The organism is Methylocapsa sp. S129, from assembly GCF_009765995.1.
Classification (GTDB): domain Bacteria; phylum Pseudomonadota; class Alphaproteobacteria; order Rhizobiales; family Beijerinckiaceae; genus Roseiarcus.
The window spans coordinates 9,875-34,119 of sequence record NZ_LMUI01000041.1; the positions used below are offsets into that span (position 1 = coordinate 9,875).

At 63.6% G+C, this 24,245-nt stretch carries 14 protein-coding genes and 1 pseudogene; 13 read left to right on the plus strand and 2 right to left on the minus strand.

Annotated elements, in window-relative coordinates:
- The coding region (locus tag GSQ90_RS20310) for a VWD domain-containing protein (protein ID WP_210254935.1) at window positions 1-10,602 on the minus strand (10,602 nt) is incomplete at its 3' end.
- A 561-nt stretch (window positions 10,603-11,163) separates the two neighbouring features.
- Here GSQ90_RS20310 and GSQ90_RS20315 point away from each other — a divergent pair.
- The 13 genes and pseudogenes from GSQ90_RS20315 to GSQ90_RS20375 form a co-directional block, all read left to right on the plus strand.
- Window positions 11,164-11,433, plus strand: coding sequence for a hypothetical protein (locus tag GSQ90_RS20315; RefSeq protein WP_158816726.1), 270 nt, complete (start codon window positions 11,164-11,166; stop codon window positions 11,431-11,433).
- A 185-nt stretch (window positions 11,434-11,618) separates the two neighbouring features.
- Entirely contained in the window at window positions 11,619-11,879 is a 261-nt protein-coding gene (locus tag GSQ90_RS20320) for a hypothetical protein (protein ID WP_158816727.1), read from the plus strand.
- Window positions 11,880-12,225: 346 nt separating this feature from the next.
- Window positions 12,226-12,810 carry a L,D-transpeptidase gene (locus GSQ90_RS20325; protein WP_158816728.1) on the plus strand — a complete coding sequence of 195 codons (585 nt, stop codon included), beginning with the start codon at window positions 12,226-12,228 and terminating at the stop codon, window positions 12,808-12,810.
- An 86-nt stretch (window positions 12,811-12,896) separates the two neighbouring features.
- Entirely contained in the window at window positions 12,897-13,922 is a 1,026-nt protein-coding gene (gene moaA, locus GSQ90_RS20330) for a GTP 3',8-cyclase MoaA (protein ID WP_158816729.1), read from the plus strand.
- 39 nt (window positions 13,923-13,961) lie between these two features.
- A complete protein-coding gene (locus tag GSQ90_RS20335) occupies window positions 13,962-15,293 on the plus strand; it encodes an aspartate aminotransferase family protein (protein WP_158816730.1) in 1,332 nt (443 codons plus the stop codon).
- A 134-nt stretch (window positions 15,294-15,427) separates the two neighbouring features.
- Window positions 15,428-15,604: a DUF3311 domain-containing protein gene (locus GSQ90_RS20340; protein ID WP_158816731.1), complete on the plus strand. Its 177-nt coding sequence runs from the start codon at window positions 15,428-15,430 to the stop codon at window positions 15,602-15,604.
- A complete protein-coding gene (mctP, locus tag GSQ90_RS20345) occupies window positions 15,601-17,172 on the plus strand; it encodes a monocarboxylate uptake permease MctP (RefSeq protein ID WP_158816732.1) in 1,572 nt (523 codons plus the stop codon). Before GSQ90_RS20340 ends, mctP begins: the two co-directional genes overlap by 4 nt.
- Window positions 17,173-17,444: 272 nt before the next feature.
- Complete coding sequence (locus tag GSQ90_RS20350; protein ID WP_371418419.1) at window positions 17,445-18,413, plus strand: substrate-binding domain-containing protein; 969 nt, start codon at window positions 17,445-17,447, stop codon at window positions 18,411-18,413.
- Window positions 18,414-18,464: 51 nt separating this feature from the next.
- Window positions 18,465-19,937, plus strand: coding sequence for a sugar ABC transporter ATP-binding protein (locus tag GSQ90_RS20355; protein WP_158816734.1), 1,473 nt, complete (start codon window positions 18,465-18,467; stop codon window positions 19,935-19,937).
- A gap of 1 nt (window position 19,938) precedes the next feature.
- The gene (locus GSQ90_RS20360) at window positions 19,939-20,910 is read left to right on the plus strand and encodes an ABC transporter permease (protein WP_158816735.1); all 972 of its coding nucleotides are present in this window, start codon (window positions 19,939-19,941) and stop codon (window positions 20,908-20,910) included.
- Complete coding sequence (locus tag GSQ90_RS20365; RefSeq protein WP_371418415.1) at window positions 20,910-21,860, plus strand: ABC transporter permease; 951 nt, start codon at window positions 20,910-20,912, stop codon at window positions 21,858-21,860. Before GSQ90_RS20360 ends, GSQ90_RS20365 begins: the two co-directional genes overlap by 1 nt.
- Window positions 21,861-21,885: 25 nt before the next feature.
- Window positions 21,886-22,098, plus strand: a complete 213-nt coding sequence (locus tag GSQ90_RS20370; RefSeq protein ID WP_158816736.1) for a tautomerase family protein — start codon at window positions 21,886-21,888, stop codon at window positions 22,096-22,098.
- Window positions 22,099-22,138: 40 nt separating this feature from the next.
- Window positions 22,139-23,038 (plus strand): annotated as a pseudogene (locus tag GSQ90_RS20375) (SMP-30/gluconolactonase/LRE family protein); the annotation flags it as partial.
- 69 nt (window positions 23,039-23,107) lie between these two features.
- On the opposite strand, the gene GSQ90_RS20380 reads toward GSQ90_RS20375, so the two are convergent.
- Window positions 23,108-24,232 (minus strand): TRAP transporter substrate-binding protein, encoded by a 1,125-nt coding sequence (locus GSQ90_RS20380; RefSeq protein ID WP_158816738.1) that lies wholly within the window; start codon window positions 24,230-24,232, stop codon window positions 23,108-23,110.
- Window positions 24,233-24,245: the final 13 nt, after the last annotated feature.

Sequence of the window (24,245 nt, forward strand, 5' to 3'; positions counted from 1 at the left end):
GCTCTCGAAAGTCGCCGCCGAGACGACGATCGGCCCGCCCGTAGAGACGATCGAATTGATATGGCTGATGTCGGCGGTCATGACGCCAAGATCGGCCTCGACGTTCGCCGGCACGCCGGCCACGATGTCGAAGCCGCCAACGATCGTGTTGAGAACCGCCTCGTTGAACACGAAGCTGTTCGCTCCCACCGTCACTGGCGTGTCCGTCGATGTGATCGAGGCGATGTGACTAACGTCCGCCAACAGGTTCGGCAGAGCATTCGCGATGTCGGTCTCCGTGTCCGAAATGTCGAAGCCGCCGACGACCTTGTTCAGCGCCGTCTGGTCATTCTCGAAGGTCGTCGCAGACACCGTGATCGGCGCGTCCACGGTGGCGATGGAGTTGATATGATCGACATCGGCCTCAAGCGAATCGAAGACTGCCTCGATGCGGGTCGACAGACCCAGGATGTCAAAGCCGCCGACGATCTTGTTGAGAACCGTCTCATCCGGCGTGAATGTAAGCGCCCCCACCGCCACCAGCATATCCGTCGCGCTGATCGCGGTAATGTGGCTCTGATCCGCTTCGATGTTGGTGAGGCCGTTGTAGATATTCGCCGCCGTATCCGAGATCGCAAAGCCGCCGGCGATCTCGTCGAGCGCCGCCTGATCCGCCTCGAAGGTCGCCACCGAGACGTGGTTCGGATCGATGTCGAGCACGCTGGTATTGGCGTCGACGGTGGGCGTTGGGTTGGCGCTGCTGGTGTCGCTCAGCGTGAAGGTGCTGGTCAAATTGGCGCCGGGCGCCCCGGCCGTCGGCGTGAACAGCACCGCGTCGAGCGCGCTCGTCACGGTGGCCGCCGAGCCGGTCAGCGTGTAAACGCCGTTGCTGGCGACGCCGGCGCCGCTCAGCGCGCCGCCCCAACCACCGATCGTGATCGTCAGCGTATCCGTCGCGTTGGCGTTGGCGTCGGCGATGGTGACGCCGGAGAAGGCCGCGATCGGATTTTCCGGCGTGGCTGTCTGACCCGCCACGGTCCCGGTGATGGTGGGCGCGGCGCCCGCCATCACCATGTCAGTGATGGTCAGGCTGACGGTCGCCAAGGATCCATTGAAGCCGCTGGCGTTGCTCTCCGTCGGCGCGAACGTAATGGTCTCGCTGTGCGCGCCGGCGACGCTGGTGTTGGCGGCGACGTCGATGCCAGCCTGGATGCCGCCCGCGGCGATGCCGGAAAAGGCGCCCGCACCAGTCACGGTGAAGCCGCCGTCCCCGGACAGGACGAAGCTGCCGCCGAGTTGATCGGCGCCCGTCGCGGCGGCGTTGGTCGCGGCCAGGCCGACGGAGGCCGTCGCGCCCATCGTCAGCGTCCCGAGGGCGAGCGTGTAGGCATTGCCCGACTGTGTCAGGGTTCCGCCGCCCGAAGTCTCGGCAAAGCCCGGGACCGCATCAACGCCTTGGGTTGCGGTGGCGTTGGCGATGGTGACATCGGCGGTCGGAGCGATCACCGGCGTCCCCACAGCGTCGCTGATCTGCACCCGCATGAGATCGGAAGGCGTCAATCCTAGAGCGGTGCTGGGCACCGCGATCGTGAAGGTCGCGCTGGACTGGCCGGCCGCGATCGTCACCTGGCCGGACGGCAGGGTTCCGCCAAAGGCGGTCGCATCCAAAAAGCCGGCGCCGGGCGCGATGACCGCATAGTCGACGACGGTGGCGCTCGTCACGACAGCCGTGCTGTAGACGGTGAACGACACCGCCGTCGTCCCCGTCGTCGGTTCCGCGACGCTCAGGGTCGGCGCCGTAATGCCCAGGCCGAGCGTGCTCGACGTGTCGGTCGGCGTCAACTGTAACGGCGTCGTCACGCCCTCCTGCTGCGCCGTCAACGCCCCGGTGATGAAGCTCTTGTCGTTGGTCAGCGCGTAATCGTAGATGGCGTCGTCGCGCAGGGTCGGATCGGTGATCCCCGCCGCGGCGACCGCGGCCGCGGCCGCCTCGACCACGCTCGTGGGGAGCTGAGCGAGGGAGATCGCGTCGGCGGGAAAATTGAGGTCGGTGAACGTCGCCGTCGTCTGGCCCGGTCCATAATCGAGCAAGCTCGTGGCGTCGGTGACGCGCCAGCTATCGCCGAACTCCTGGTAGAGTTGGTTGAGGGTGAGCGGCGGCTGCAGAATCGTCCCGTCGGCGGTCTGGAAGTCGTTGGCGGGGTTTCCGGTATCGGTGCCCAGGAGGCCCACCACGTCGCCGGCAGGAAAGTTCGGCCCGAGCGTCGTGTTGACGTCCAAAAAAGTGCCGTAGTTCGTGACGTCGACGGTTTCGCCGTGGATCGAGCTGATCTGATAGGTGTTCGGCGCGATCAGTTCGATCGTGCCGCCGGCCAGCGTGTCGGCATTGTTGCTGGCGGTGAGGGTCACGGCCGCGCCGTCGACCTCAAGCGTGTCGGGCCGGGTCAGATCAATCGTGACCCTATCGGCGCCCAGCGCCACGCCGACCTGCGTCGTGACGGCGACGGTCGCCCCATTGTAGTACGGCGCGGTGCGGATCTGCACCTGGAAGTTGTCGCCCGGCGCTATCGACTTGGTGAGCACGAACTCGCCGACTTGCTGGAAATCGTAATGGAAGCCGTCGAAGGTCGTAAGATGGGGGTCGCCGTCGTCATCGCCGCCGTCTTCGGTCGGCACGATGTTGATGTTGGTGCTGGGAGGCGGAATATAGGTCAGGACTGCGGGGTTGGGATCGATGTCGATCAACGAGGGCGCGATACCGGCCGTTGGCGTGGGGAAAGCGCTGCTCGTATCGCTCACCGTGAAGGTGTTGACCGATTCCGTACCGGACCCCCCGCCCGTCGGCGTGAAGACCAGCGCGTCAATGGCGCTGGTCACGGCCGCCGCCGTCCCGGTCAGCGTATAGACGCCGTCGGCGCCGCCGGTCAGCCCGGCGCCGCTCAACGCGCCGCCTGGGCCGCCGACCGTGATGGTCACCGTGTCCGTCGCGCCGCTGTTGGCGTCGCCGATCGTCACCCCGGAAAAGGGCGAGACCGGCGCTTCGGACGCCGTCGTCTGATCGACCTGCGTCCCGGTGATGGTCGGCGCTGTGGGCCCGGCGACCGCCGGATCGCTATCGATGACGCTGGTGGCGTCGTCGACAGTCGCCGTGGCGAAGGCGCTGCTCTGGTCGCTCAGCGTGAAGGTGCTGGTCGAATTGGAGCCGGGCGCCCCCGCCGTTGGCGCAAAGGTGACCGCGTCGAGCGCGCTCGTGATTGCCGCCGCCGTCCCGATCAGCGTGTAAACGCCGTTGGCCGCGACGCCGGCGCCGCTCAGCGTGCCGCCCGCGCCGCCAACCGTGATCGTCAGCGTATCCGTCAGCGTGCCCGCCGCGTTGCTATTGGCGTCGCCGATGGTGACGCCGGAGAATGGCGCCACCGGCGCTTCCGACGTCGTCGTCTGACCCGACACCGTCCCCGTGATCGTCGGCGCCACCGCAGCCTCAGGCTGGACCGTGGCTTCGATCGTCAGGGTCTCAGTCGTGAGAGGCGCCGAATAGCCGCTGGCGTTTGAACCCGTTGAAGTCAGCGTAATGGTCGTCGAGAAGGTCCCAGCGGCGCTGGTATTCAATGAGACCGAAGGAGCCGAGTCGGCCTGGCGCGCGCCGAGGCCGGAGAAATCGTCCAGACCGCTCGCCGCGAAAGCGCTTGATCCTGCGATCTGGAAGCTGCCGGAGAGAAGATCGGCCGTTCCGGACGCTGCGTTCAGCGCTTCGAGACCGATCGCGAGCGGCCCCGAATCCAACGCGATATCGCCCAGATTCAAGGTGTAATTGGCGCCGTTCTGGCTCAGGACGCCGCCGCCCGACGTCTCGGCGAACGCCGCCTGCGCGTAATTATCAACCGTGATGTCGACGCCCACGGTCGTGGGGGTTAGAGACGTCGGGCCGAGCCCGTCAATGCCCGTTCCGTCGGTTTCCAGATTCAGCGTGACGCTACCCGCCACCGTGCCGGCGCTCTGCGTCGAAAAGGCCACAGCCAGCGAAGAGGAATCGCTTCCCCCCGCCGCGATCTCGCCGGTCGCGCCGGTCGCGGAAATGGCGCCGGTGGTTGTCGCGACCGAGGCCAGGAGATTTTCGGAATAGCCGTCCGCTGGATCGTCGTTCGTGACGATCAGCGATGCGGTTCCCGGATCGCCGACATGCACGGTTTCATTGATCGGCGCGATTTGCGCCGCCGCTTCGCGATAGACATTGCCGGAAACCTCGATCGCTTGACCCAGCAGAGCCGCCGTGTTGCCGCCGCCGGCGTCCGACGCCAAATTCAGCGTCACTTCTCCGCTCGACGCCCCGGCCACGCTGGTCTGCAGGCCGACAGAAAGATCCGTCGCGTCGGTCGCGCCCGGCGCCAGGTCAGAGATCGCGCCGCTGGCCAAGGCGCCGCCGTTCACCGAGACCGACGCGTCGAGGTTGGCCGCGCCCGCCGCCGCGCTGTTGGTGATGCTGACGGCCTGGTTCGCCGTCGCGCCGACGCGCAAATTGCCGAAATCGATCGTCGTCGGCGAATTCACCACGACCTGCGCCGGAGCAATGATCGTGTCGTCGATCGTCAACGTCAAGTTGGACAGGGCGGCGGAATAACCGCTCGCGTTGACGTCGGTCGGCAGCAGCGTAATCGTCTCGCTGTTCTGGCCGACCGTGCTGGTGTCGACGACCGCGTGAAGATTGGCGTAGTCCTCGCCCGCGGCGATCGGCGACAGAGCGCCGCCACCCGTCAGGATGAAGCCGGAGCCTGTCCCGCCGGCGCTGATCGTACCTCCCAGCTCGTCGGCCGGCGCGGTCGCGCCATTGAGCACGGCGAGCTGCAGATAGGGGATCGTTTCTCCTTGCACGAGCGTGCCAAGATCAAGGGTATAGGCGCTGCCGGCCTGGGTGGGCGTGCCGAAGTTGGTAATCTCGGCGAGGGACGGCAGCGGCGCAGCGCCCGGCTCGGGCATGGGATTGACGATCTCGGTCTGCGCCGTCGAGGCGAAGACCGGCGCGCCGCTCGGCGAGCTGATCTCAACCTCGAGCGTCGAAGTCGGGTTTGCGCCAAGAACGTTGGCCGGAAGAGCGATCGTGAAGGCTCCGCTCGTCTGTCCGGCGACGATCGTCGCTTGGCCCGAGGGCAGCGTTCCGCCGAAGCTTGACGAGCCGAGGTCTTGGGCGTCGGGCGCGACCACTTGGTAGTCTACAGTCGTGTCCGTCCCGACGGCGCTCGTGAGATAGATATTGAAGGTCGCTTGAACCGACTGGCCGGCGGCCGGCACGATGGTCTGTTGCGCAGCCGTTACGCCCAGCGACGCCGCCGCGAGGCTCGGCGTCACATCGACGGCCGTCACCGTCGTGTCGAGCTGTTGCGCGTTGGCGGCCGAGGTGAAGAAGCTCGCGTCGCCGGTGGCGAGATAGTCGAGCTCGGCACCGGCGGCGAGTGTTGGGTCGGTGATGCCGGCCGCGGCCGCAAGCTGCGCGGCCTGGGCGACCAGACTGGACGGCAGATCGGCCAGCGTGAGAGAATCGCCGGGGAAGTTGACATCGGTGAAGCTCGCCGTCGTCTGCCCGGGATCGTAGTCAAGCAACGAGGTCGCGTCGGTGATCCGCCATGCGTTCGCGTAAGTTCCGTAGAGCTGACTGCTGGTCAACGGCTGCGTGAGAACCGTACCGTCGGGCAGGGCCAGATCGTTGGCTTGGCTTTCGGCCGAACCGAGCAGGCCTTCGACCGACCCCGGCCCGTCGTTGGGACCAAGCTGGACGGAATAGTTCAGGTAGGAGCCCGCGTTGGTCACCGTCAGCGATTCGCCGGTGTTCCAGGTGAGTTGGAACGCGCTCGGGGACAGCTCGACGATCTGGCCGCCTGCAAGGTTGAGCACGCTGTTGGTGGCGGACAGGTTGGTGGCGGCGCCATTGACGAAGACCATGTCCGGCCGATTGATGTCGAACGTGACGCGGTCCGAACCGACCTGCGCGCCGAGTTCGGTAGTAACCGTGACGCCGGTGCTGTTGGTCCACGGCTGCAGCCGAACCTGAATCTGGAACGAATTGCCGGCCTCAGTTGATTTGGTAAGGACGAACTCGCCTTCGGCCTGAAAATTGTAATAGAGGCCGGTGAAAGTCGTCAGGTGGACGTCGCCCAGACCAAAGGCTTGATCGATAGGAGTCAAGACGCCATCGGTTGTTCCTTGGGGATCTTTTATGAATTGGTTGTAGGCCCCCGGGAGCCTATTCACTACTCCTTGGATCTGCTGTCTGTGCTCGAGCGTGAACTGGACAGCCGCCAAGGCCGCTTGCGATAGGGCGATCACAAGCAGCACCGGGCCAAGTTCGGCGGCGAGGAGCCCACCGAGGGCAGTCGTAAAGACTCCTTCCCCTAAAGCTGCCAGAAGCGCCGGTGCGCCAACTTCTTGAACAAGGAAGGGGGTGATTACGTTTAACGATGCGTTGACCAGATTCTGCGTCGATTGGTCAGTCCCAGCATAGGGAATTGGGAGAGTTGGGTTATCGAGCGGGGTTGTAGTGTCGGGGATTTGCGTATTGAACAAGTTTTCAAGGGCCTGCAACCCCATGTCGGCGCTCGAACTTGAGTTCGATCCGCCTTGAGAGCCTTGTGATTGCGTCCCTTGATCGGAACTGTTCGCAAAATCGGTTTCGATCGCTTGCAACGATTGTAGGATCGCGGACTGCTCCTCCGGATTTTGGTCCTCGGCAACGGTGGCAAGCACCGCGAGCGCCTGTCCATCATAGTTCAAGATCGCGCTCGGAGAGGACGGATCGGGCGCGGCCAGCATCATCTGCTGAAATAGCTGCGCCGCAGTCGTACCGTTCGAGCCCAGGTATTGCGATAGGAAGCTCGTGGCCGTCTGAACTGCAGACTGTGTGTCACCGGCGCCGATCTCATCGGTCAGCGTCGACATGGTGCTCAGCAACGCGCTCAAAACAGGCGAGGTCGAGGTTGAACTGAGTATAGATGGAAGCGTCTGATTGTAGAGCGCGATGGATGCCTGCATGATTTTCGAGACGTTTTCGGTGGCCACGACGGTCCCGAAGTTCTGGTCGGCCGCAACAGACGTATCGTAGGCTTCGATCGCGCCGCTGGTCGCTGTTGCGCTCGCTTGCTGTGCGACTAGCGGTTCATAGACCCCGTTCGCATCGCTAAGTATCGTCTCCGCGCTGGCGCCCCCGGCGATATCGGCGTTGACCGCGGATAGGGAGCTTTCGGCGGCGGCGGCGGCCTGCTGCGAAGCGGCGGCGCCGCCGATCGCGGCGAGCGCGTCGGTGTTCATTGTGGTGAAGAGGCCACTGGTGTCGGCGAGGATTTGAGCGCTGCCGGCGCCGTTCACCACGTCGGTCACGAACGCGGTCTCGGCCTGGATGCCGTCGTTGTAGACCGTCTGCCAGGCGGCATCGTCGAAGGCGCTTCCCGCCAGGGTCTGGACGAAATTTTTGATGTCGAGTTGGAAAATTTCGCTGTCGATCCCTATGTCGCCCGTACTGCCGTTCACGCCATCGTTGATGATCGAGCGGATCGAGGCGGCGAACCCGTCGTTCGCCGGCAGTGTCGCGCCCCCCGCGATGGTTCCGACAGCGCCGTTCAAAATAGAATCATCAAGCAAGTCAGAAAAATCCTGGACATCGCTCGTGTCGCCCATCGCGAACTCAGCGCCAAGGTTGCGGATGACCTGGCTGCTACCGTCATAGGCCTGCTGAAACGCAATGCCAGCGAGCGTTCCGATGGCGCCGGACACCGCGTCCGCCTGGACGTTGACGGCATCGGCGATGATCTGCGCCTGTGACACGAAAGCGTTGACGTCGGCCTCCAGCGTGGAGGCGTCGTTCATGAAATTCTCGTAGGGCGCCACGTCGACGGTGACGCCGACGATTTGCTGGTCCTTGCTGCCCTGCGCGTCGGTCGCGTCTATCGTCACGGAATCGGTCGCAGTATCCCCGTTGTTGTTCGGCGGCAAACCGGTTCCGGTATAGGTGAGACTCGCCAGTTCGTTGTTGATATCGGCGGCCGTGCCCGTCAGGATGAGCTGGCCGGTGTTGTCGCCAACGACCGTCGCCGCTCCCGACTGCGCAGCCGCCAGCGCGCCAATCCCGGCGCTCACCGTCACCGTCAACGGCTCACTCGCGCCGTTGCTGTCGGCGAGGCTCAACCCGCCGAGCGACGAAGCGGTGAAATCGACCGCCATCGCGGTTTGCGGCGCGGTGATGACGAGCGGGCCGACCCCCACGGTGATGTCGATGGATTGCTGCGCGTTCTGGCCGGTCGAATCCGAGACATCAACGAAGATGGAATCGTCCCACGTCGTGGCGGAACTGGTGCGCAGGGCGCCCGTATAGGTGAGGGTCGCGAGTTCGTTGTTGACGTCCGTCAAATCGCCCGTGAGGACGAGCGTACCGCCTTCGTTGACGACGGTCGCGGCGCCGCTCTGATCGGCAGCCAACGTCCCGCCTTGGCCAAAACCGTTTGCCTCGAGATCGACGGTCAGCGTTCCCGCGTCCGGATTGGCGTCGGCGATGCTCAACGTCCCGAGCGAAGCGGCTATTCCCTCGGTCGCCGTAGCGGTCGCCGGCGCGGTGATGACGGGAGGAACCGCGCCCGTGCTGAGGACGAGATCGGAGCCGTCGGCATTATCGCTTTGGATCGTGAATTGCGAGTCGGTCTGCACGTTCGACAATTGGTACTGCAGCGTCTGACCATTGCTCTCGGTCACCGTCAGCGCGTCGCCGCTGATAACCGCGCTCGTCGCGGCAATGTTCGCAAGATCGATGGTGTCGCCGGTGGAGAGACCGTCGATCGTCCCGCCGAAATCCGCCGGCGCGTCGAGCATGAGCGTCGCTGGCGCATCCTCGAAAATGCCGCCGAACGAGATCGTCCCACTCGCCACGCCACCCAATTCCAGGGTTCCCCCGTCGATCGTCACCGAACCGCCGCCGCTCAGCGTCCCGTTGACGTCCAACAGGCCGCTGGACACCACCTGCTCGTTGTCGCCTGTGACGATCGAGTTGACGAGGATTGTCCCGGTGTTGTTCAACGAACCGGTCGTCAGCGACGCCCCTTCCACGGTCAAATTCCCAGCGTTGCTGGCGAGCCCGGTCAGAGCGCTGTTGCTGGTCGGAGCGCCCCCGCCCGCGACGGCGTCGGCCACATAGGCGTTGTCGCCTGAGAGCGCCAACGAACTGCCGGCGGCGATGCTCGTGATCTCGCCGCTCGCAAACTCCAGCAACGCGTCGCCGCTCAGTTCGATTTCGCCGGTCAGGACGCCGGCTGTGCCGAAACCCGCGGCCGCATTGACGTCCAGCGTCGCAGTGGCCGTCGAACTGCCCGCGAGGTCGATGAAGCCGGTGCTATTGGAAAGACCTTCGGCCGTGACTGTCGCCGCATCGGCGAGACCGCCAAAACCACCCGTGGCGCCGGACCCGATTTGGATGGTGCCGATGTTGCTGAGCGTGCCGCCGATCGCGAGGCTCGACCCGCCGGAAAACTCTTCGTCGACCCTGAGGCTGCCGCTGTTGTCGAAGTCGCCGGTCGTCGTGATCGACGCGCCTGCCTCCAGGTCCAACGCGCCCCCGGCATTGCTGGCGAGCCCGGTGAGCGCGCTGTTGCTGGTCGGGTCGCCCCCGCCCGCCACGGCGTCGGCCACATAGGAGTTTTGGCCTACAAGCGACACTTCGGCGCCCTGGGCGATGCTGGCGATCTCGCCGCTAGCGAACTCCAGCACCCCCCCTTCAGACAGATTGACAACTCCGCTTAGCACGCCGGCGGTTCCCAAACCCGCCGCCGAATTGACGTCCAGGCTTGAACCGTTGTCGAGGTTGATGAAACCGGTGCTGGACAACGGACCCACGGTCGTGACGGTCGCCCCACCCGAGAGACTGAGGCCGCCATTGGCGGAGCCGTCAATCGTCGAGAGGCCGGTGAGCGCGCTGTTGCTGGTCGGCGCGCCCCCGCCCGCCACGGCGTCGGCCACGAAGGCGTTGGCGCCCTCGATCGTCAGGCTACCGTCGAGCGTGGTGATCTCACCGCTCGCGAATTCCAGCAGCGTATCGTCGCTCAGGGTGACATCGCCGGTCAGCACGCCGGCCGCGCCAAAACCCGCCGTCGAATTGACGTCCAGCGTCGCCACATTCGTCGGAGCGCCCTCCAGGTCAATGAAACCGGAATTGGCGTTGGACAAGCTATTGGCGACGACGGTGTCCGGTGGAAGCGACCCGGCGCTGCCGGACGCGGGCATGGCGACGAGCGCCGAGCGCCGCGCGACAGTGTCGGGCGCGCCCCCGCCCTGGGCGACGCCGCCGATCGAGAGAAAACCGCTGTTGTTCAGCGTGCCGCCGACGACAAGGCTCGAGCCGCCGTTGGCGCTGTTCTGATCGAGATAAACCGACCCTATGTTGTCGAAATCGCCTGTCGTGGCGAGGGCGCCCCCGGTCGCCAGATCGAGCGTAGCCAGCACGGTGACCGAGTTCACCGTGCCGACATCGGTCGTGATCTGCGGATCGCCGGCGTTGATCGTGACGTCGTCGGCGGCTCCGGGGACCCCGTCGGGGGCCCAGTCCGCCGCCGTGGTCCAATCGTCGCTGTTGCCGTTCCAGCTCTTGGGCGCCATGATTATCGTCCCTCTCGAAGGCCAAGCAGATACGCGTCGCCTATGTCGTGGCGCCGATGTTGTCCTAAACGCCCGTATTGCCGTTGCGCTCATGCCGGTTGGCGCCGGCGCGCCCAGTGTTGTGCGTTTCTTAACCCTTTAGGTAAAACTGGGGCGCGGTCCGATCAATTGGATTGAAGTCCTAGGACCACCGCGAGAGGACCTAGGACCTTGGAATAGATTATGTCCCTGACCGCAAAGCGGTCGCGTCGTGGTTTTTGTGGCGGGAGTGGACGTTCGGGCGAGCTTGTTGAATGAAGCGGTAGAACAGGCGTTTATGCGTCGCGGCGGTTTGCTGTGCGATTTGAACGAATCGTGCTCGCGCGCGTTCGTTCATCTGGTGGCGTCCGCCGCGACCGAAGGCGCTGGTGGCGCTCCGCTGACCGGCGATCCCGGCTCGTCAATCATGGCCAGAAAGCGACGATGTTTCACTTGCGCGTGAGGACGGCAACGCGAGCAACCGCCCGGCGTTTCCTTGTCGCGTCCATCATTAGGACGAACGAACGACGGAAGGAATAATCCATGCGCAATCTGCTTCTGGCCGGAACAGCCGGTCTGTTTCTGACGATCGGCGCGGTGGGCGCGGCCAACGCCGCCAATCCCAACGTTCCGACATATTCCCCTTACACGCTCCTGGACGTCCCTGGCTCGGTGCCGGAAGTCACGCCGACCAGCAACCCCGTGTGGGCCTATAACCGCGACGGCGGGGGGATGACCGAAGGCCGTTCGGCCTATGAGGATAATGGGCGTTACGCGACGTTCCCATTCAATCTTCTGCCTTGGAATTGGTAACCTGAAGGGACAGCTTCCCCAAGGGGCCGGCGAGGAAACTCGCCGGCCCCTTTTTCTGTGCGGTGACGACCGCGGCATGTCGGTCGCCCCTCCCATCTGGCCAGCAAAGCCGCCCAGCCGATCGCGATGGAACGCGACGGCTATTAAGGCGTTTTCTCGTTGGGAAACGGATTGTGGAGGACAAGATGCGCAATGCGATCTTGGCCGGAATAGCCGGTCTCTTTCTTGCTTTTGGCGCGATCAACGCCCATGCCGACACGTCAATTTCGCCAGACGCTTCATGGCCCGATGCGGCCAACGGCCAATTGATCGAAGGTCGGGCGGCGTATGAAAACTCGGTCAATGTCTATGGGCAACTCGGCAACGATTTTGGACCCGGGTTCAACTATGGCGCGCCGGCGAGTCCGCATGACTTTGCCGGGACCGAGATCAGGCGCGATCAATAGGCAAAACGCATTCTGACGGTTTCCGGACCGGGCTGGCGCCGCCCCCCGGCGTCGCTCGCGGTTTCAGTCTTGGCTCGCTGGTCGGGCATTGAGCCTTCTCCGCCTCCAGGCGGCGGCAGGTTGACGCTGGGCGCCCTTGCCGGCCTGCAGGCGCCATCCGCAACAGTACCACAACTGTGGCATGAAGGCCACTTTGTCGCCCCAATTTGCATTTCACGCCAGTGTGAAGCCTCAAAGCCATTGCCAACAATCCGCCTGTCCGAAATAAGATTCGCAAGAGAATCGCGTGCGGCTTTTTAATGGGGCTGTGCTGCAATGCGCTCTTTCGCGGAAAGAAGGACAGGAAATGCGCCGGATCGTTCATCTTAGCGTCGGCATCCTCGCCGGCCTGCTGGTCGCCTCGACGGCCGCGCAAGCCGCCGCCGACATCAGTATTTTCGGCTTTGCGCCGAGCACTTCTTTGGGCACCGATGGGCGCCCGCTAGCCGCCGCGATCCCACGCGAGACCATTAATTATTCCGGCCCCTATTCGCCCGGTTCGATCCTGGTCAACACCAGCGAGCGGCGGCTGTATTTTGTGCTGCCCGATCATCAGGCGATCAAATATGGCGTCGGCGTCGGCCGTCCGGGCTTCACATGGGCGGGCGTCAGCCACATCGCCAACAAGCGCGAATGGCCGGATTGGACGCCGCCCGCACAGATGCTCAGGCGCCGCCCCGACCTGCCGCGCCATATGGCAGGCGGTATCGACAATCCGCTGGGCGCCCGCGCGATGTATATTGCTGGCACGCTTTATCGCATTCACGGTTCGAACGAGCCCGACACGATCGGCCAGGCCGTTTCCTCGGGCTGCATCCGCATGACCAACGACGATGTGACCGATCTTTACGGTCGGGTGAAAGTCGGCTCGACAGTGGTGGTCCTGCGCTGATTTGGTAAATCCGGGGGAATGAACCAAGGCGTCGCCTGGCCAGGCGGCGCCTTTATCTTGTGCGCCTTCTGACCTACATAGGGGCTATGAACGCCCACGCCCCCGTCGCGGCAGTCTCCGCGCTTGTCGATCGCTTTGGACGGGCGATCGACTACTTACGCGTTTCCGTGACGGACCGCTGCGATTTCCGCTGCGTCTATTGCATGTCCGAAGACATGAATTTCCTGCCCAAGCGCGACGTGCTCACCCTCGAAGAACTCGATCGCCTGTGCTCGGCCTTTGTAGCGCTCGGCACGCGCAAGCTACGCATCACCGGGGGCGAACCTCTGGTGCGGCGCGACATCATGCATCTGTTCCGCTCCTTGTCGCGCCACCTCGACAGCGGCGCGCTCGACGAACTCACCCTGACGACCAACGGATCGCAGCTCGAGCGCTTTGCGGACGAACTCGTCGCCTGCGGCGTCAGGCGCGTCAATGTCTCTCTCGATACGCTGGATGCCGCGAAGTTCCGCGCCATCACCCGCTGGGGCGATCTTGGCAAAGTCATGGCCGGAATCGACCGCGCGCAGGCCGCCGGGCTCGCGGTCAAGATCAATGCGGTCGCGTTGAAGGACGTGAACGAAGTCGAAGCGCCGGCGATGGTGGAATGGGCGCATGCGCGAGGCCTTGAGATGACCTTCATCGAGGTCATGCCGATGGGCGAGATCGAGGGCCAGCGCGTCGATCAATATCTGCCGCTTTCACAGCTTCGCGCCGATCTCGCGCGCCGCTTCACACTGATCCCTTCGATGCATGCGAGCGGCGGCCCGGCGCGCTATTTCGACGTGAGGGAAACGGGCGGCCGGCTCGGTTTCATCACGCCGCTGACCCATAATTTCTGCGAAAGCTGCAACCGCGTGCGCATCACCTGCACTGGCACGCTCTATATGTGCCTTGGCCAGGAGGACGCCGCCGATCTGCGCGGGCCTCTGCGCCAGTCGGACGGCGATCATCTGCTGAACGCCGCGATCCGCGCCGCAATCGCGCGCAAGCCCAAAGGCCATGATTTCATCATCGACCGGACGACCCGCCGCCCCGCCGTCGGACGCCATATGAGCGTGACCGGCGGCTGAAAATGCTGTCTTTTTGTGCAAAATAACAGGACAGCGATAATGACCCATATCCTTCATCGCAACGCAGCCTCCACGCCGCCGGTCGCTGTCCGCGGCAAAGGCGTCGAATTGTTCGACAGCGCCGGCAAAAGCTACATCGACGCATCGGGCGGCGCAGCAGTGTCCTGCCTTGGCCATGGCCATCCCGACGTCCTCGCCGCCCTGCACCGGCAGCTCGACGCGCTCGCTTACGCCCATACGGGTTTCTTCACCACCGATGTCGCGGAAAAGCTGGCCGATCGTCTGATCGCCGATGCGCCCGCCGGCCTCGACCATGTCTATCTCGTCAGCGGCGGATCGGAGGCGATCGAGGCGGCGCTCAAAATGGCCCGCCAATATTTCGTCGAGAAAGGCGAGATTCAGCGCCGCCACATCATCGCGCGCCGCCAGAGCTATCATGGCAATACGCTCGGCGCGCTCGCGACCGGCGGCAATGAATGGCGGCGCGCGCAGTTCAAGCCGCTGCTGATCGAAACCCATCACATCGATCCCTGCTACGCCTATCGGCTGCGGGAAGAAGGCGAGAGCGATGAGGCTTACGCGGCGCGCGCCGCCCAGGCGCTCGAGGACAAGATCCTCGAACTCGGCGCCGATCAGGTCATCGCCTTCGTCGCCGAGACCGTCGTCGGCGCCACCACCGGCGCCGTGCCGCCGGTCGCCGATTATTTCAAGCGCATCCGCGCGATCTGCGACCGCTATGGCGTGCTGCTCATCCTTGACGAAGTCATGTGCGGCATGGGCCGCACCGGCACATTGCACGCCTGCGAACAGGACGGGATTTCCCCTGACCTGATGACTATCGCCAAGGGCCTTGGCGGCGGCTATCAGCCGATCGGCGCCGTTCTCATCGGCAAGAAGATTTTCGAAGCCTTCGCCAGGGGATCGGGCTTCTTCCAGCATGGCCACACCTATATGGGCCATCCCATGGCCGCCGCCGCCGGCCTCGCCGTGCAGGAGGTCATCGCGCGCGACGGCCTGCTCGCCAATGTGAGCGCGATGGGCGCTGCTCTCCAGCGCCGGCTGGAGGCGCGTTTCGCCAACCATCCTCACGTCGGCGACATCAGAGGGCGCGGCCTGTTCCGGGGGGTCGAGCTTGTCGCCGACCGTAGCGCGAAGGAGCCCTTCGATCCCGCGCGCAAGCTGCATGCGCGCGTCAAGCGCGAAGCGATGGCGCGCGGCCTGATGGTCTATCCGATGGGCGGGACGATCGACGGCGTTCGCGGAGACCACATCCTGCTCGCCCCGCCGTTCATCGTCAACGCAGGGCACATCGACGCCATCGTCGAGCGTCTGGGCGATTCCCTCGACGCGGCGATCACGGCGATGGGCTAAGGCCGGGCGACGCGGCAGCGCGGCCCTCGACCCCAGCCGAAAACTTGGCTATGAGCGTCGACGGTCGCGGCTGAGGAGAGGACGAGAGTCCTCGGCGCGAGCCAATAAGGCGCGCGCCGCCGAGGGGGAAACGAATGAAATATCTTTTGCTGCTGGCGCCCTGCGTCCTCACTGTGCTGACGCCGCTTTATAATGCGCTCACTCCCGATTTTCTCGGCATCCCGCTTTTCTACTGGCTCCAGTTGCTGCTGATCCCCGTCTCGGCGCTGGCGATCTGGGCCGCCGACCGCGTCGCGAAAGCGCAGCCATGATCGACAACCTCAACTGGACTGCGACGATCGTCTTCGTCTTCTTTTTCGCTTTGGTCACCGTGATCGGCTTCATGGCCTCGCACTGGAAGGCTGGCGACCTCAACCAACTTCACGAATGGGGCCTTGGCGGACGCCGCTTCGGGCCGTGGATCACCTGGTTTCTGCTCGGCGGCGATCTCTACACCGCCTATACCGTGATCGCCATTCCAGCGCTCGTTTATGCAATCGGCGCCTATGGCTTTTTCGCCGTTCCCTATACGATCCTCATCTATCCCTTCCTTTATCTGACCATGCCCCGGCTATGGGCGGTGTCGCGCAAACACGGCTATCTCACCGCGGGCGATTTCGTGTTCGGGCGCTATGGCGACAAGGGGTTGGAACTTGCTGTCGCACTGACCGGCATTCTGGCGACGATGCCCTATATCGCGCTGCAACTCGTCGGCATGGAAAAGGTCATTCAGGCGCTCGGCTTTCATGGCGAGGGCTATCTCGCCCATTTGCCCCTCACGATAGCCTTCATCATTCTTGCGCTTTACACCTATTCAAGCGGGCTACGGGCGCCCGCGATGATCGCCTTCGTCAAAGACATCATGATCTATATCTTCATCATCGCCGCCGTCATCATCATCCCGATACAACTTGGCGGCTTTGGCGTCATTTTCGACGCGGCGGGCAAGGTCTATGAGGCGAAGGTCGCCGCCGATCCCAAGCTCCAGGCCGGCCTGATCCTCACGGCGCCGCAGATCGGTCCCTATGTCACGCTGGCGATCGGCTCGGCGATGGCGCTCTTCATGTATCCGCATGCGCTGACCGGCACATTGGCCGCCTCCAGCGGCCAGGCGATCCGCCGCAACACGATGACCCTGCCCGCCTATTCCTTCGTGCTCGGCCTGATCGCTTTGCTCGGAATCATGGCGCATGCGGCGGGCGTCAAGGTCACCAATCCGCAGGACGCCGTGCCGCAATTGCTGCTCAAAGTGTTTCCCGACTGGTTCGCCGGCTTTTCCTTCGCCGCCATCGCGATCGGCGCGCTGGTGCCGGCCGCGGTCATGTCGATCGGCGCCGCCAATACGTTCACGCGCAATGTCTGGAAGCCTTTCGTTAATCCGCAGGTGACCTCGCTTGGCGAATCCACGATCGCCAAGCTGGTGTCGCTGATCGTCAAGGTCGGCGCGCTCGCTTTCATCTTTTTCGTGCCCACGAAATTCGCGGTCGATCTGCAATTGCTCGGCGGCGTCTGGATGGTCCAGATATTTCCGGCAATGATCCTTGGGCTTTACACACGGTGGTACAGCGGTCCGGCGCTGCTGGTCGGCTGGGCGGTCGGCATGATCCTGGGCACTTCGCTGTCCTGGGGCGCGGCCGCCTGGATCTCCGTGCATGGCTTGGCCTGGGACATCCCGCTGATCGGCAAGTTCGACCTCGGCCTCGGCTTCGCCGCCTATAATGGCTTCACCGCGGTCATCGTCAATTTCCTCGTCGCGACGATCTTGTCGGCGGTGTGGAAGAGCAAGGCGCCCGATCAGACGCAGGCGGCGGACTATGAGGATGAAGCCGCGGCGGCGTAGCGCCTGTTCGCAGAGCTGCCGTTTGCAACCCCGGCCGGATAGACAAATGTCGCATCGCTCGTCGGGGGTCAAAAATGCGGCATCGAGCCTCCGGGACCAATTCTGGTCTTGAGTTCGATGCTCTTTTGTTGGAAGTATTGCTCGCGCGGAAATGTTAGCGCAAACATAGCCGCCAGATTGGACCGGCTGGGTAAACCAAAACACGTCTGGGAGGATCAAAAATGAAATATGCGGTCAAGAGAATTGCGCTTTGCGCGCTGGCGAGCACGCTCATGGCCGGAGCGGCTTTCGCCGACACAAGTGACAAGAAAATAGCGTTTTCCAACAATTACGCGGGCAATTCCTGGCGTCAGGCGATGCTAAACAGCTTCGACATCGTTGCAAAAAAAGCGGTCGCCGATAAGGTCGTAGGCGCCGCCGATGTGTTTACCACCGCCGACAAGGAGGTGCCGACCCAAGCGGCCCAGATCCAGAACCTGATTTTGCAAGGTTACAACGCGATCGTCATCAACGCCGGCTCGCCGGACGCCCTGAATGGCGCTATAAAGCAGGCCTGCGACGCGGGCGTCGTCGTCGTATCCTTCGACGGCATCGTTACCGAGCCCTGCGCTTACCGGGTCGTCGTCGACTTCAAGGACGTCGGTAAACAAGAAATCGAACAAATGGCCAAATTCCAGCCCAAAGGCGGCAATCTCTTAGAGATCCGGGGGCTCGCCGGCACGTCGATCGACGATGCGGTTCATTCGGGCATCATCGAGGGCGTCAAAACCCACCCCGAATTCAAGATCGTCGGGTCGGTGACGGGCGACTGGGATCAGACGACAGCGCAAAAAGCGGTCGCAACGATCCTTCCGTCATTACCCGCCATCGTTGGCGTAGTGGATCAAGGCGGCGACGGTTACGGCGCGGCCCAGGCGATCGCAGCGGCCGGCAAGCCGCGCCCGACAATCATCATGGGCAACCGGCAGGACGAGTTGCAGTGGTGGAAGGAGCAGAAAGCCAAGGACGGCTACAAGACATGGTCGGCCTCGATTGCTCCTGGCGTATCGACATTAGCGTTCTGGGTCGCCCAGCAGGTCCTCGACGGCAACAAGATTCCGCATGACCTCTTGGTGCCTTACCTCGCCTTCACGCAAGACGATTTCGAGGCCGAACTGCCGAAGATTGCGGCCGGCGGCGTCGCCAGCCACGAATATACGCAACAGGACGCCATCGCGGCGATCAAAGCCAACATGAAATGACCGTTGGTTTGCGCCTCATCAGACCCTTGAATTGCTTGGACGAATAGACTGATGGCGGTCGCAGACGTGACTATTGTGAGCTTGGATGGCGTCGAAAAATCTTTCGGCGCCGTCCGGGCGCTTGGCGGCGTGAACTTCAGCGTGAGCCGGAGCGAATGCGTCGGCCTCGTCGGACACAACGGCGCCGGCAAATCGACCTTGATGCATGTCCTGGCGGGCACGGCGGCGCCGGACAAGGGACGGATCGTCATCGCTGGAGTCGAGCAGCGCCAGTATTCCGCCGCGCGCGCCAAAGACCTCGGCGTCCGCTGCGTCTTTCAGGAACTTTCGCTCTGCCCCAACCTGACCGTCGCCGAGAACGCGCGCGTGTTTCACCCGGCGCTGCGCGGCTTCAACTGGCGACGCAAGGCGGGCAAGCTGATCGTCGATAAACTCGATGAGATATTCCCCGATCACGGCATCGGCGCGTCCGACCTCATTCAGGACCTGTCGATCGGACGGCGGCAAATGGTCGAAGTCGCGCGCGCTTTCACCGTCTCAGACCGGCCGGCCGATCTCGTCATCCTTGATGAACCGACCTCTTCGCTGGACGCCCACACCGCCGGGCAATTGCTCGCTTTCGTCCGGCGTTCCGTCGCCAACGGCGTGAGCTGTATTTTCATTTCGCATATTCTGGGCGAAGTCTTGCGCAATTGCGATCGCATCGCCGTAATGCGCGACGGCAAGGTCGTGGTCGCCGATCGAGCCGAGGCGTTCGATCGCAACAAGCTCATCGCAGCGATGGGCGGCGTCCACCAAAGCGAACGCGAAGTCAATAGCGCAAGCGTACCGACCGGCCGCAGCCAGGCGCCCGTCCGTGTCCGCGCGCTGCCCGCGCGGCAGAGCGAGGGCGTCGAACTCATCGCGCATGAGGGCGAGGTCATTGGACTCGCCGGGCTCGCCGGCCATGGCCAGACGGACCTGCTCCTTTCGATCTTTTCCGCCTCGACGCGTCGACGCGTTGGCGTCGAAGTCGCCGCGCCCGTCGCTTTGGTGGCCGGCGACCGGCAATCTGACGGCATTTTTCCGCAATGGTCGATATCGGAAAACATCGGCGTTCGCTCCTTGTCGAAGCTGCGCGACGGCTTATTGATTTCCCGTCGACGCGAAGACGACCTTGCGAATGCGTGGCGCGACAAGATCAAGATCCGAACGCCCGACATGCACAACAACATCCTGTCGCTGTCCGGCGGCAATCAGCAAAAGGCTTTGTTCGCGCGCGCGCTCGCCTCGGACGCAGCCATCGTCTTGATGGACGACCCGATGCGCGGCGTCGACTTCGGCACCAAGCTCGAAGTCTATGCGCTCATCCGCGAGGAGGCGCGCGCAGGACGGACGTTCCTCTGGTACACCACGGAAACTGACGAGTTGAAGAATTGCGACCACGTCTATGTCTTTCGCAACGGTGCGATCGTCGCCGATCTGGCGCGCGACGAAATCAGCGAAGAGCGGGTCATTCAATCTTCCTTCGCGGGCGCGCACTGACATGAGCGCGCTCGCACCGCCGGCGCCGCGTCAATCCGCGGGAATCAATTGGCGCCGGCTCGCGCGCGCTTTGCTGCCCGCTCTGTCGCTGACTCTGGTGCTGGCGGCGATCGCCTGGCTCAACCCGCGCGCCATCAGCTATTTCGGCTTCACCCTGATGCTCAATCTCGCCGTGCCGATAGCGCTGGCGACGATCGCACAGATGTTCGTCATCGCCGGCAACGATCTGGATTTGTCGATCGGCACTTTCGTCGGCTTCGTCTGTTGCGTCACGGCGACCTGGCTCAAAGATGCGCCGCTGGTCGGCGCCGCCATGTTGCTCGGTTGCATCGGCGTCTATGCGGCGCTTGGCGCTCTGATCTATTTGCGGAACCTGCCTTCGATCGTGGTGACGCTAGGCATGAGTTTCGTTTGGCAAGGACTCGCGATCCTTCTCTTGCCCAAACCCGGCGGCAAGGCGCCCGATTGGCTTCTGGCGATCATGGGCGTCAAACCGCCCTTCATTCCCTTCCCCATTCTCGCCGCCGTCGCGATCGCCGCGGTCAGCTATTTCGGCCTGATGCGCACTTCGTACGGCGCCATCCTGCGCGGCTCCGGCGGCAACGCGATCGCCATCGACCGAGCGGGCTGGTCGCTGCTGAAGGCCAAGGCCGGCTTGTTCGCGCTGACCGGGCTGTTTGGCGTCTTGTCTGGAATGGCGCTGGTGGGCATTACGACCTCGGCCGACGCCAATATCGGCAATGGCTATACCTTGCTGTCGATCGCCGGCGTGATACTGGGCGGCGGCGAATTCGTCGGCGGCCGTGTTTCGCCCATCGGCGCCGTCATTGGCGCGCTGACGTTGGCGCTGGCGGCCTCGCCGCTGCTCACATTCATGCATATTCCGCCCGATTGGCAGGTCGCGGCCAATGGCGCGATCCTCGTCATCGTGCTCGCCGCCCGCGTCATGATCAGCCAGAAAGGGCGGGAATAATGATCGCCGCGCTCGCCAAGCTCGCCAGCAAACCATGGATCTGGTCGTTCCTCGGCGCCGCGCTCGTCTGGCTCGCCGCTATCGCGTTCACCGCCGGCTATGGCGCCGGCGGCATGCTCACCGCCGCGCTTTCTCTCTCCGTCTTCACGGTGATCGTCGGCGTCGGGCAGATGTTCGTCATTACGCTCGGACCCGGCAATGTCGATCTGTCGCTGCCCGCCAATATCGGGCTCGCGAGCGCCGTGGCGATGAAGGTGATGGACGGCGACGATAGGATGGTCGCCGTCGGCCTGGCCGCCGCACTCGCCAGCGGCCTATGTGCCGGCGTGGCCAATTATCTCTTGATTTGGGCGCTGCGCATTCCCCCGATCATCGCCACGCTGTCGGCGAGTTTCGTCATCCAGTCGATCGACATCAGCTATGGCCGGGGATTGCAGATCAAGCCGCCGCCAGGTTTTGCGGACTTTACGAATATTCAAATTCTCGGCGTGCCGCTGATCGCGGTTCTGACGGTGCTGTTCACCATTGGCGCGGGGATCGCATTGCATCGCATGGTCTATGGCCGCTCGGTCCTGGCGATCGGACAGAACATCAGAGCGGCGCGATTGGCGGGCCTGAAGGTCGAGCCGATTCGATTCCTCACCTATTCGATTTGCGGGATGCTCGGCGGTCTCGACGGCGCCTTGCTCGCCGGCTATTTCCGCGGCGCCAATGTCGACATCGGCGGTGAATATCTGCTCGCCTCCATCGCCGTCGTTGTCATTGGCGGCACGTCGGTCGCCGGCGGCAAGGCGAATATCCCGGGCGTATGGGGCGGCGCCCTGTTTCTCGTGCTGCTATTGACGATGCTCAATACATTCGGGGTCAGCGCGGGCGTCCGCCTCCTGCTCACCGGTCTGATTATCGTCGCGGTCATCACCGCGGCGGGAGGACAAAAGACGACGCGCTGAATCATGAATGGGACAGGAGAATGAAATGCCGTTTGTGAACATCAGAATTGTCAAAGAAGTGATCGCCTCGGACCCCGAGGCCAAGAAAGCGGCGATCGCCGCCAAGGTCGCCGCCGCGATCGTCGAAGCGACCGGCGTCGGTAAGGACGACGTCTGGGTCGTGTTCGAGGAAGTGGCGGCGCGGGACTGGTACGTCGGCGCGACCAATGTCGAAACACGACGCCGCGGCGCGGGGTGAAGCGGCCTCCCCGCGAATTTCTCTTGAAGGAGCGCTTTCGATGAATATTGTTTCGCTGAGCCCCGAATTCGACGATCTGATCGACCCCGCCGCATCCATCACGCAGCTCGCAACCGGGTTCACCTTCACCGAGGGGCCGATCTGGCAACCTGTTGATCGCTATCTGCTATTTTCCGATATGCCGGCCGACGTGCGGCGACGCTGGGATGCGGGCCAAGGCGTCGTCGAGGTGCGCCGTCCTGCGAACAAATGCAACGGCATGACCTACGATTCCGATCTCAACCTGATCGTCTGCGAACATTCAACTTCCACGTTGGCGCGCGAACGACCGGATGGACGGCGCGAAATTCTCGCCTCGCATTTCGAAGGGCGGGAGCTGAACAGTCCCAACGATGTCTGCGTGCGGTCCGACGGGTCGATCTATTTCACCGATCCTTGGTACGGGCGCATGCCGGTCTTTGGCGTCGAGCGCCCGCGCCAGCTTGGCTTTCAGGGCGTTTATCGGGTTCCGCCAGGCGGCGGCCTGCAACTTCTCGTCGAGCGCGATCTGTTCGACCAGCCGAACGGGCTCTGCTTTTCGCCCGACGAGACGATTCTCTACATCGATGATACTGCCAAGGCGCTGATCCGCGCCTTCGTGGTCGCCAGCGACGGCTCGCTTTCCGAAGGCCGGATATTCGCTTCGGGCCTGCGTTTGGAAGAAGCAGCAGGCGCGCCCGACGGCATGAAATGCGACGCGCTCGGTCATGTCTGGGCGACGGGGCCGGGAGGGGTGTGGGTCTATGCGCCCTCGGGCGAACTCATCGGCAAGATCGTCCTGCCGGAAGTCTGCGCCAATCTCGCCTGGGGCGGCGCGGATTTCCGGACGCTGTTCCTGACGGCGTCTCAATCGGTCTACACAATCGCAACGAAGGTCGGACCGCGGCGCGAACCCTATATGGGCGCGGCTGGCCGTTAAGGCGGCGCAATCGCCTCCCCACCGCGGACGGGAGGAATCACAAATCGCCCGTCAGCTCTTGGCGCGCCGCTGGCGGATCATAAAATTGTCGAAGGAATATTCGGCGACCTGCCACCATAAATACTGGTCGGCGCGGAAGGCCATGTAGGAATCGGCGATCTTCTTGAATTTGGGATTTTCGGCGCCGAGCTGTGCGTAGAGATCGTTGGCGGTCTTGTAGCAGGCCTCAATCACTTCTTGCGGAAACAGCCGCAATTCCGCGCCGCCGACGACAAGGCGTTTGAGCGCGCCCGGATTCAACGCGTCATATTTTGCCTGCATCGAAGAATGGGCGAGCGCCGCCGCCGCGCGAAACGCGGCCTGATAGGGCTTGGGCAGCGCATCGAACTTCGCTTTGTCGACGATGAGATGAAACTGCATCCCGCCTTTCCACCAGCCGGGATAATAATAATAGGGCGCGACTTTGGAGAGGTTCAGTCTTTCGCCTTCCTTGCGCTCGCCGAACTTCTCGTCGTCATAGGGGCCGACCCATTCCATCGCGTCGAGCGCGCCCGATTCAAGAGCGGGATAGATGCCATCCTTGGGCGTCGCCGCGGGCTCGGCGCCCATCATCTGGAAAATCTTGCCGGCAAAGCCGCCGACGCGCATTTTCAGGCCCTGGAAATCACCGGCGGCATGCACTTCCTTGCGAAACCAGCCCGCCATCTGCCCGCCCGTATTGCCGGCCGGAATCGCAAAGACGTTGCGGTCAGCGAGGAATTCGTCGATGAGCTGGCCGCCGCCGCCCTCGGCGAGCCAAGCGGCGTGCTGGCGTGCGTTCATGCCGAACGGCGTCGAGGATCCAAAGGCGAAGCTCGGATCCTTGCTCCAATAATAATGCAGCGCGGTATGGGCGCATTCGACCGTGCCGTTGGAGACGGCGTCGAGCGCCTCAAGAGCGGGCGCGATTTCGCCCGCCGGCGAAACTGCGACGGTGAAATGGCTGTCGGTCAGATCGGCGAGCGCCTTGGCGAAGGTTTGCGCGCCCCCGAAAATCAGATCGAGCGAGGGCTGAAAGCTCGACGTCATACGCCAATGAACATCCGGATTGGCGTCAGCCAAAGCGGGTTTGGCGAGAGCCAATCCAGCGGCGGCGAGCCCGAGGCCCGTGACGAAGCGACGACGCCCCGCGCTCATTTCACACCGCTCA

Excerpts from the sequence above, each read along its gene's own strand:
- GSQ90_RS20315 (WP_158816726.1), top strand. The coding sequence starts at position 11,164 with ATGCGCAATCTGCTTCTGGCCGGAACAGCCGGTCTGTTTCTGACGATC.
- GSQ90_RS20320 (WP_158816727.1), top strand. The coding sequence starts at position 11,619 with ATGCGCAATGCGATCTTGGCCGGAATAGCCGGTCTCTTTCTTGCTTTT.
- GSQ90_RS20325 (WP_158816728.1), top strand. The coding sequence starts at position 12,226 with ATGCGCCGGATCGTTCATCTTAGCGTCGGCATCCTCGCCGGCCTGCTG.
- moaA (WP_158816729.1), top strand. The coding sequence starts at position 12,897 with ATGAACGCCCACGCCCCCGTCGCGGCAGTCTCCGCGCTTGTCGATCGC.
- GSQ90_RS20335 (WP_158816730.1), top strand. The coding sequence starts at position 13,962 with ATGACCCATATCCTTCATCGCAACGCAGCCTCCACGCCGCCGGTCGCT.
- GSQ90_RS20340 (WP_158816731.1), top strand. The coding sequence starts at position 15,428 with ATGAAATATCTTTTGCTGCTGGCGCCCTGCGTCCTCACTGTGCTGACG.
- mctP (WP_158816732.1), top strand. The coding sequence starts at position 15,601 with ATGATCGACAACCTCAACTGGACTGCGACGATCGTCTTCGTCTTCTTT.
- GSQ90_RS20350 (WP_371418419.1), top strand. The coding sequence starts at position 17,445 with ATGGCCGGAGCGGCTTTCGCCGACACAAGTGACAAGAAAATAGCGTTT.
- GSQ90_RS20355 (WP_158816734.1), top strand. The coding sequence starts at position 18,465 with ATGGCGGTCGCAGACGTGACTATTGTGAGCTTGGATGGCGTCGAAAAA.
- GSQ90_RS20360 (WP_158816735.1), top strand. The coding sequence starts at position 19,939 with ATGAGCGCGCTCGCACCGCCGGCGCCGCGTCAATCCGCGGGAATCAAT.
- GSQ90_RS20365 (WP_371418415.1), top strand. The coding sequence starts at position 20,910 with ATGATCGCCGCGCTCGCCAAGCTCGCCAGCAAACCATGGATCTGGTCG.
- GSQ90_RS20370 (WP_158816736.1), top strand. The coding sequence starts at position 21,886 with ATGCCGTTTGTGAACATCAGAATTGTCAAAGAAGTGATCGCCTCGGAC.
- GSQ90_RS20380 (WP_158816738.1), bottom strand. The coding sequence starts at position 24,232 with ATGAGCGCGGGGCGTCGTCGCTTCGTCACGGGCCTCGGGCTCGCCGCC.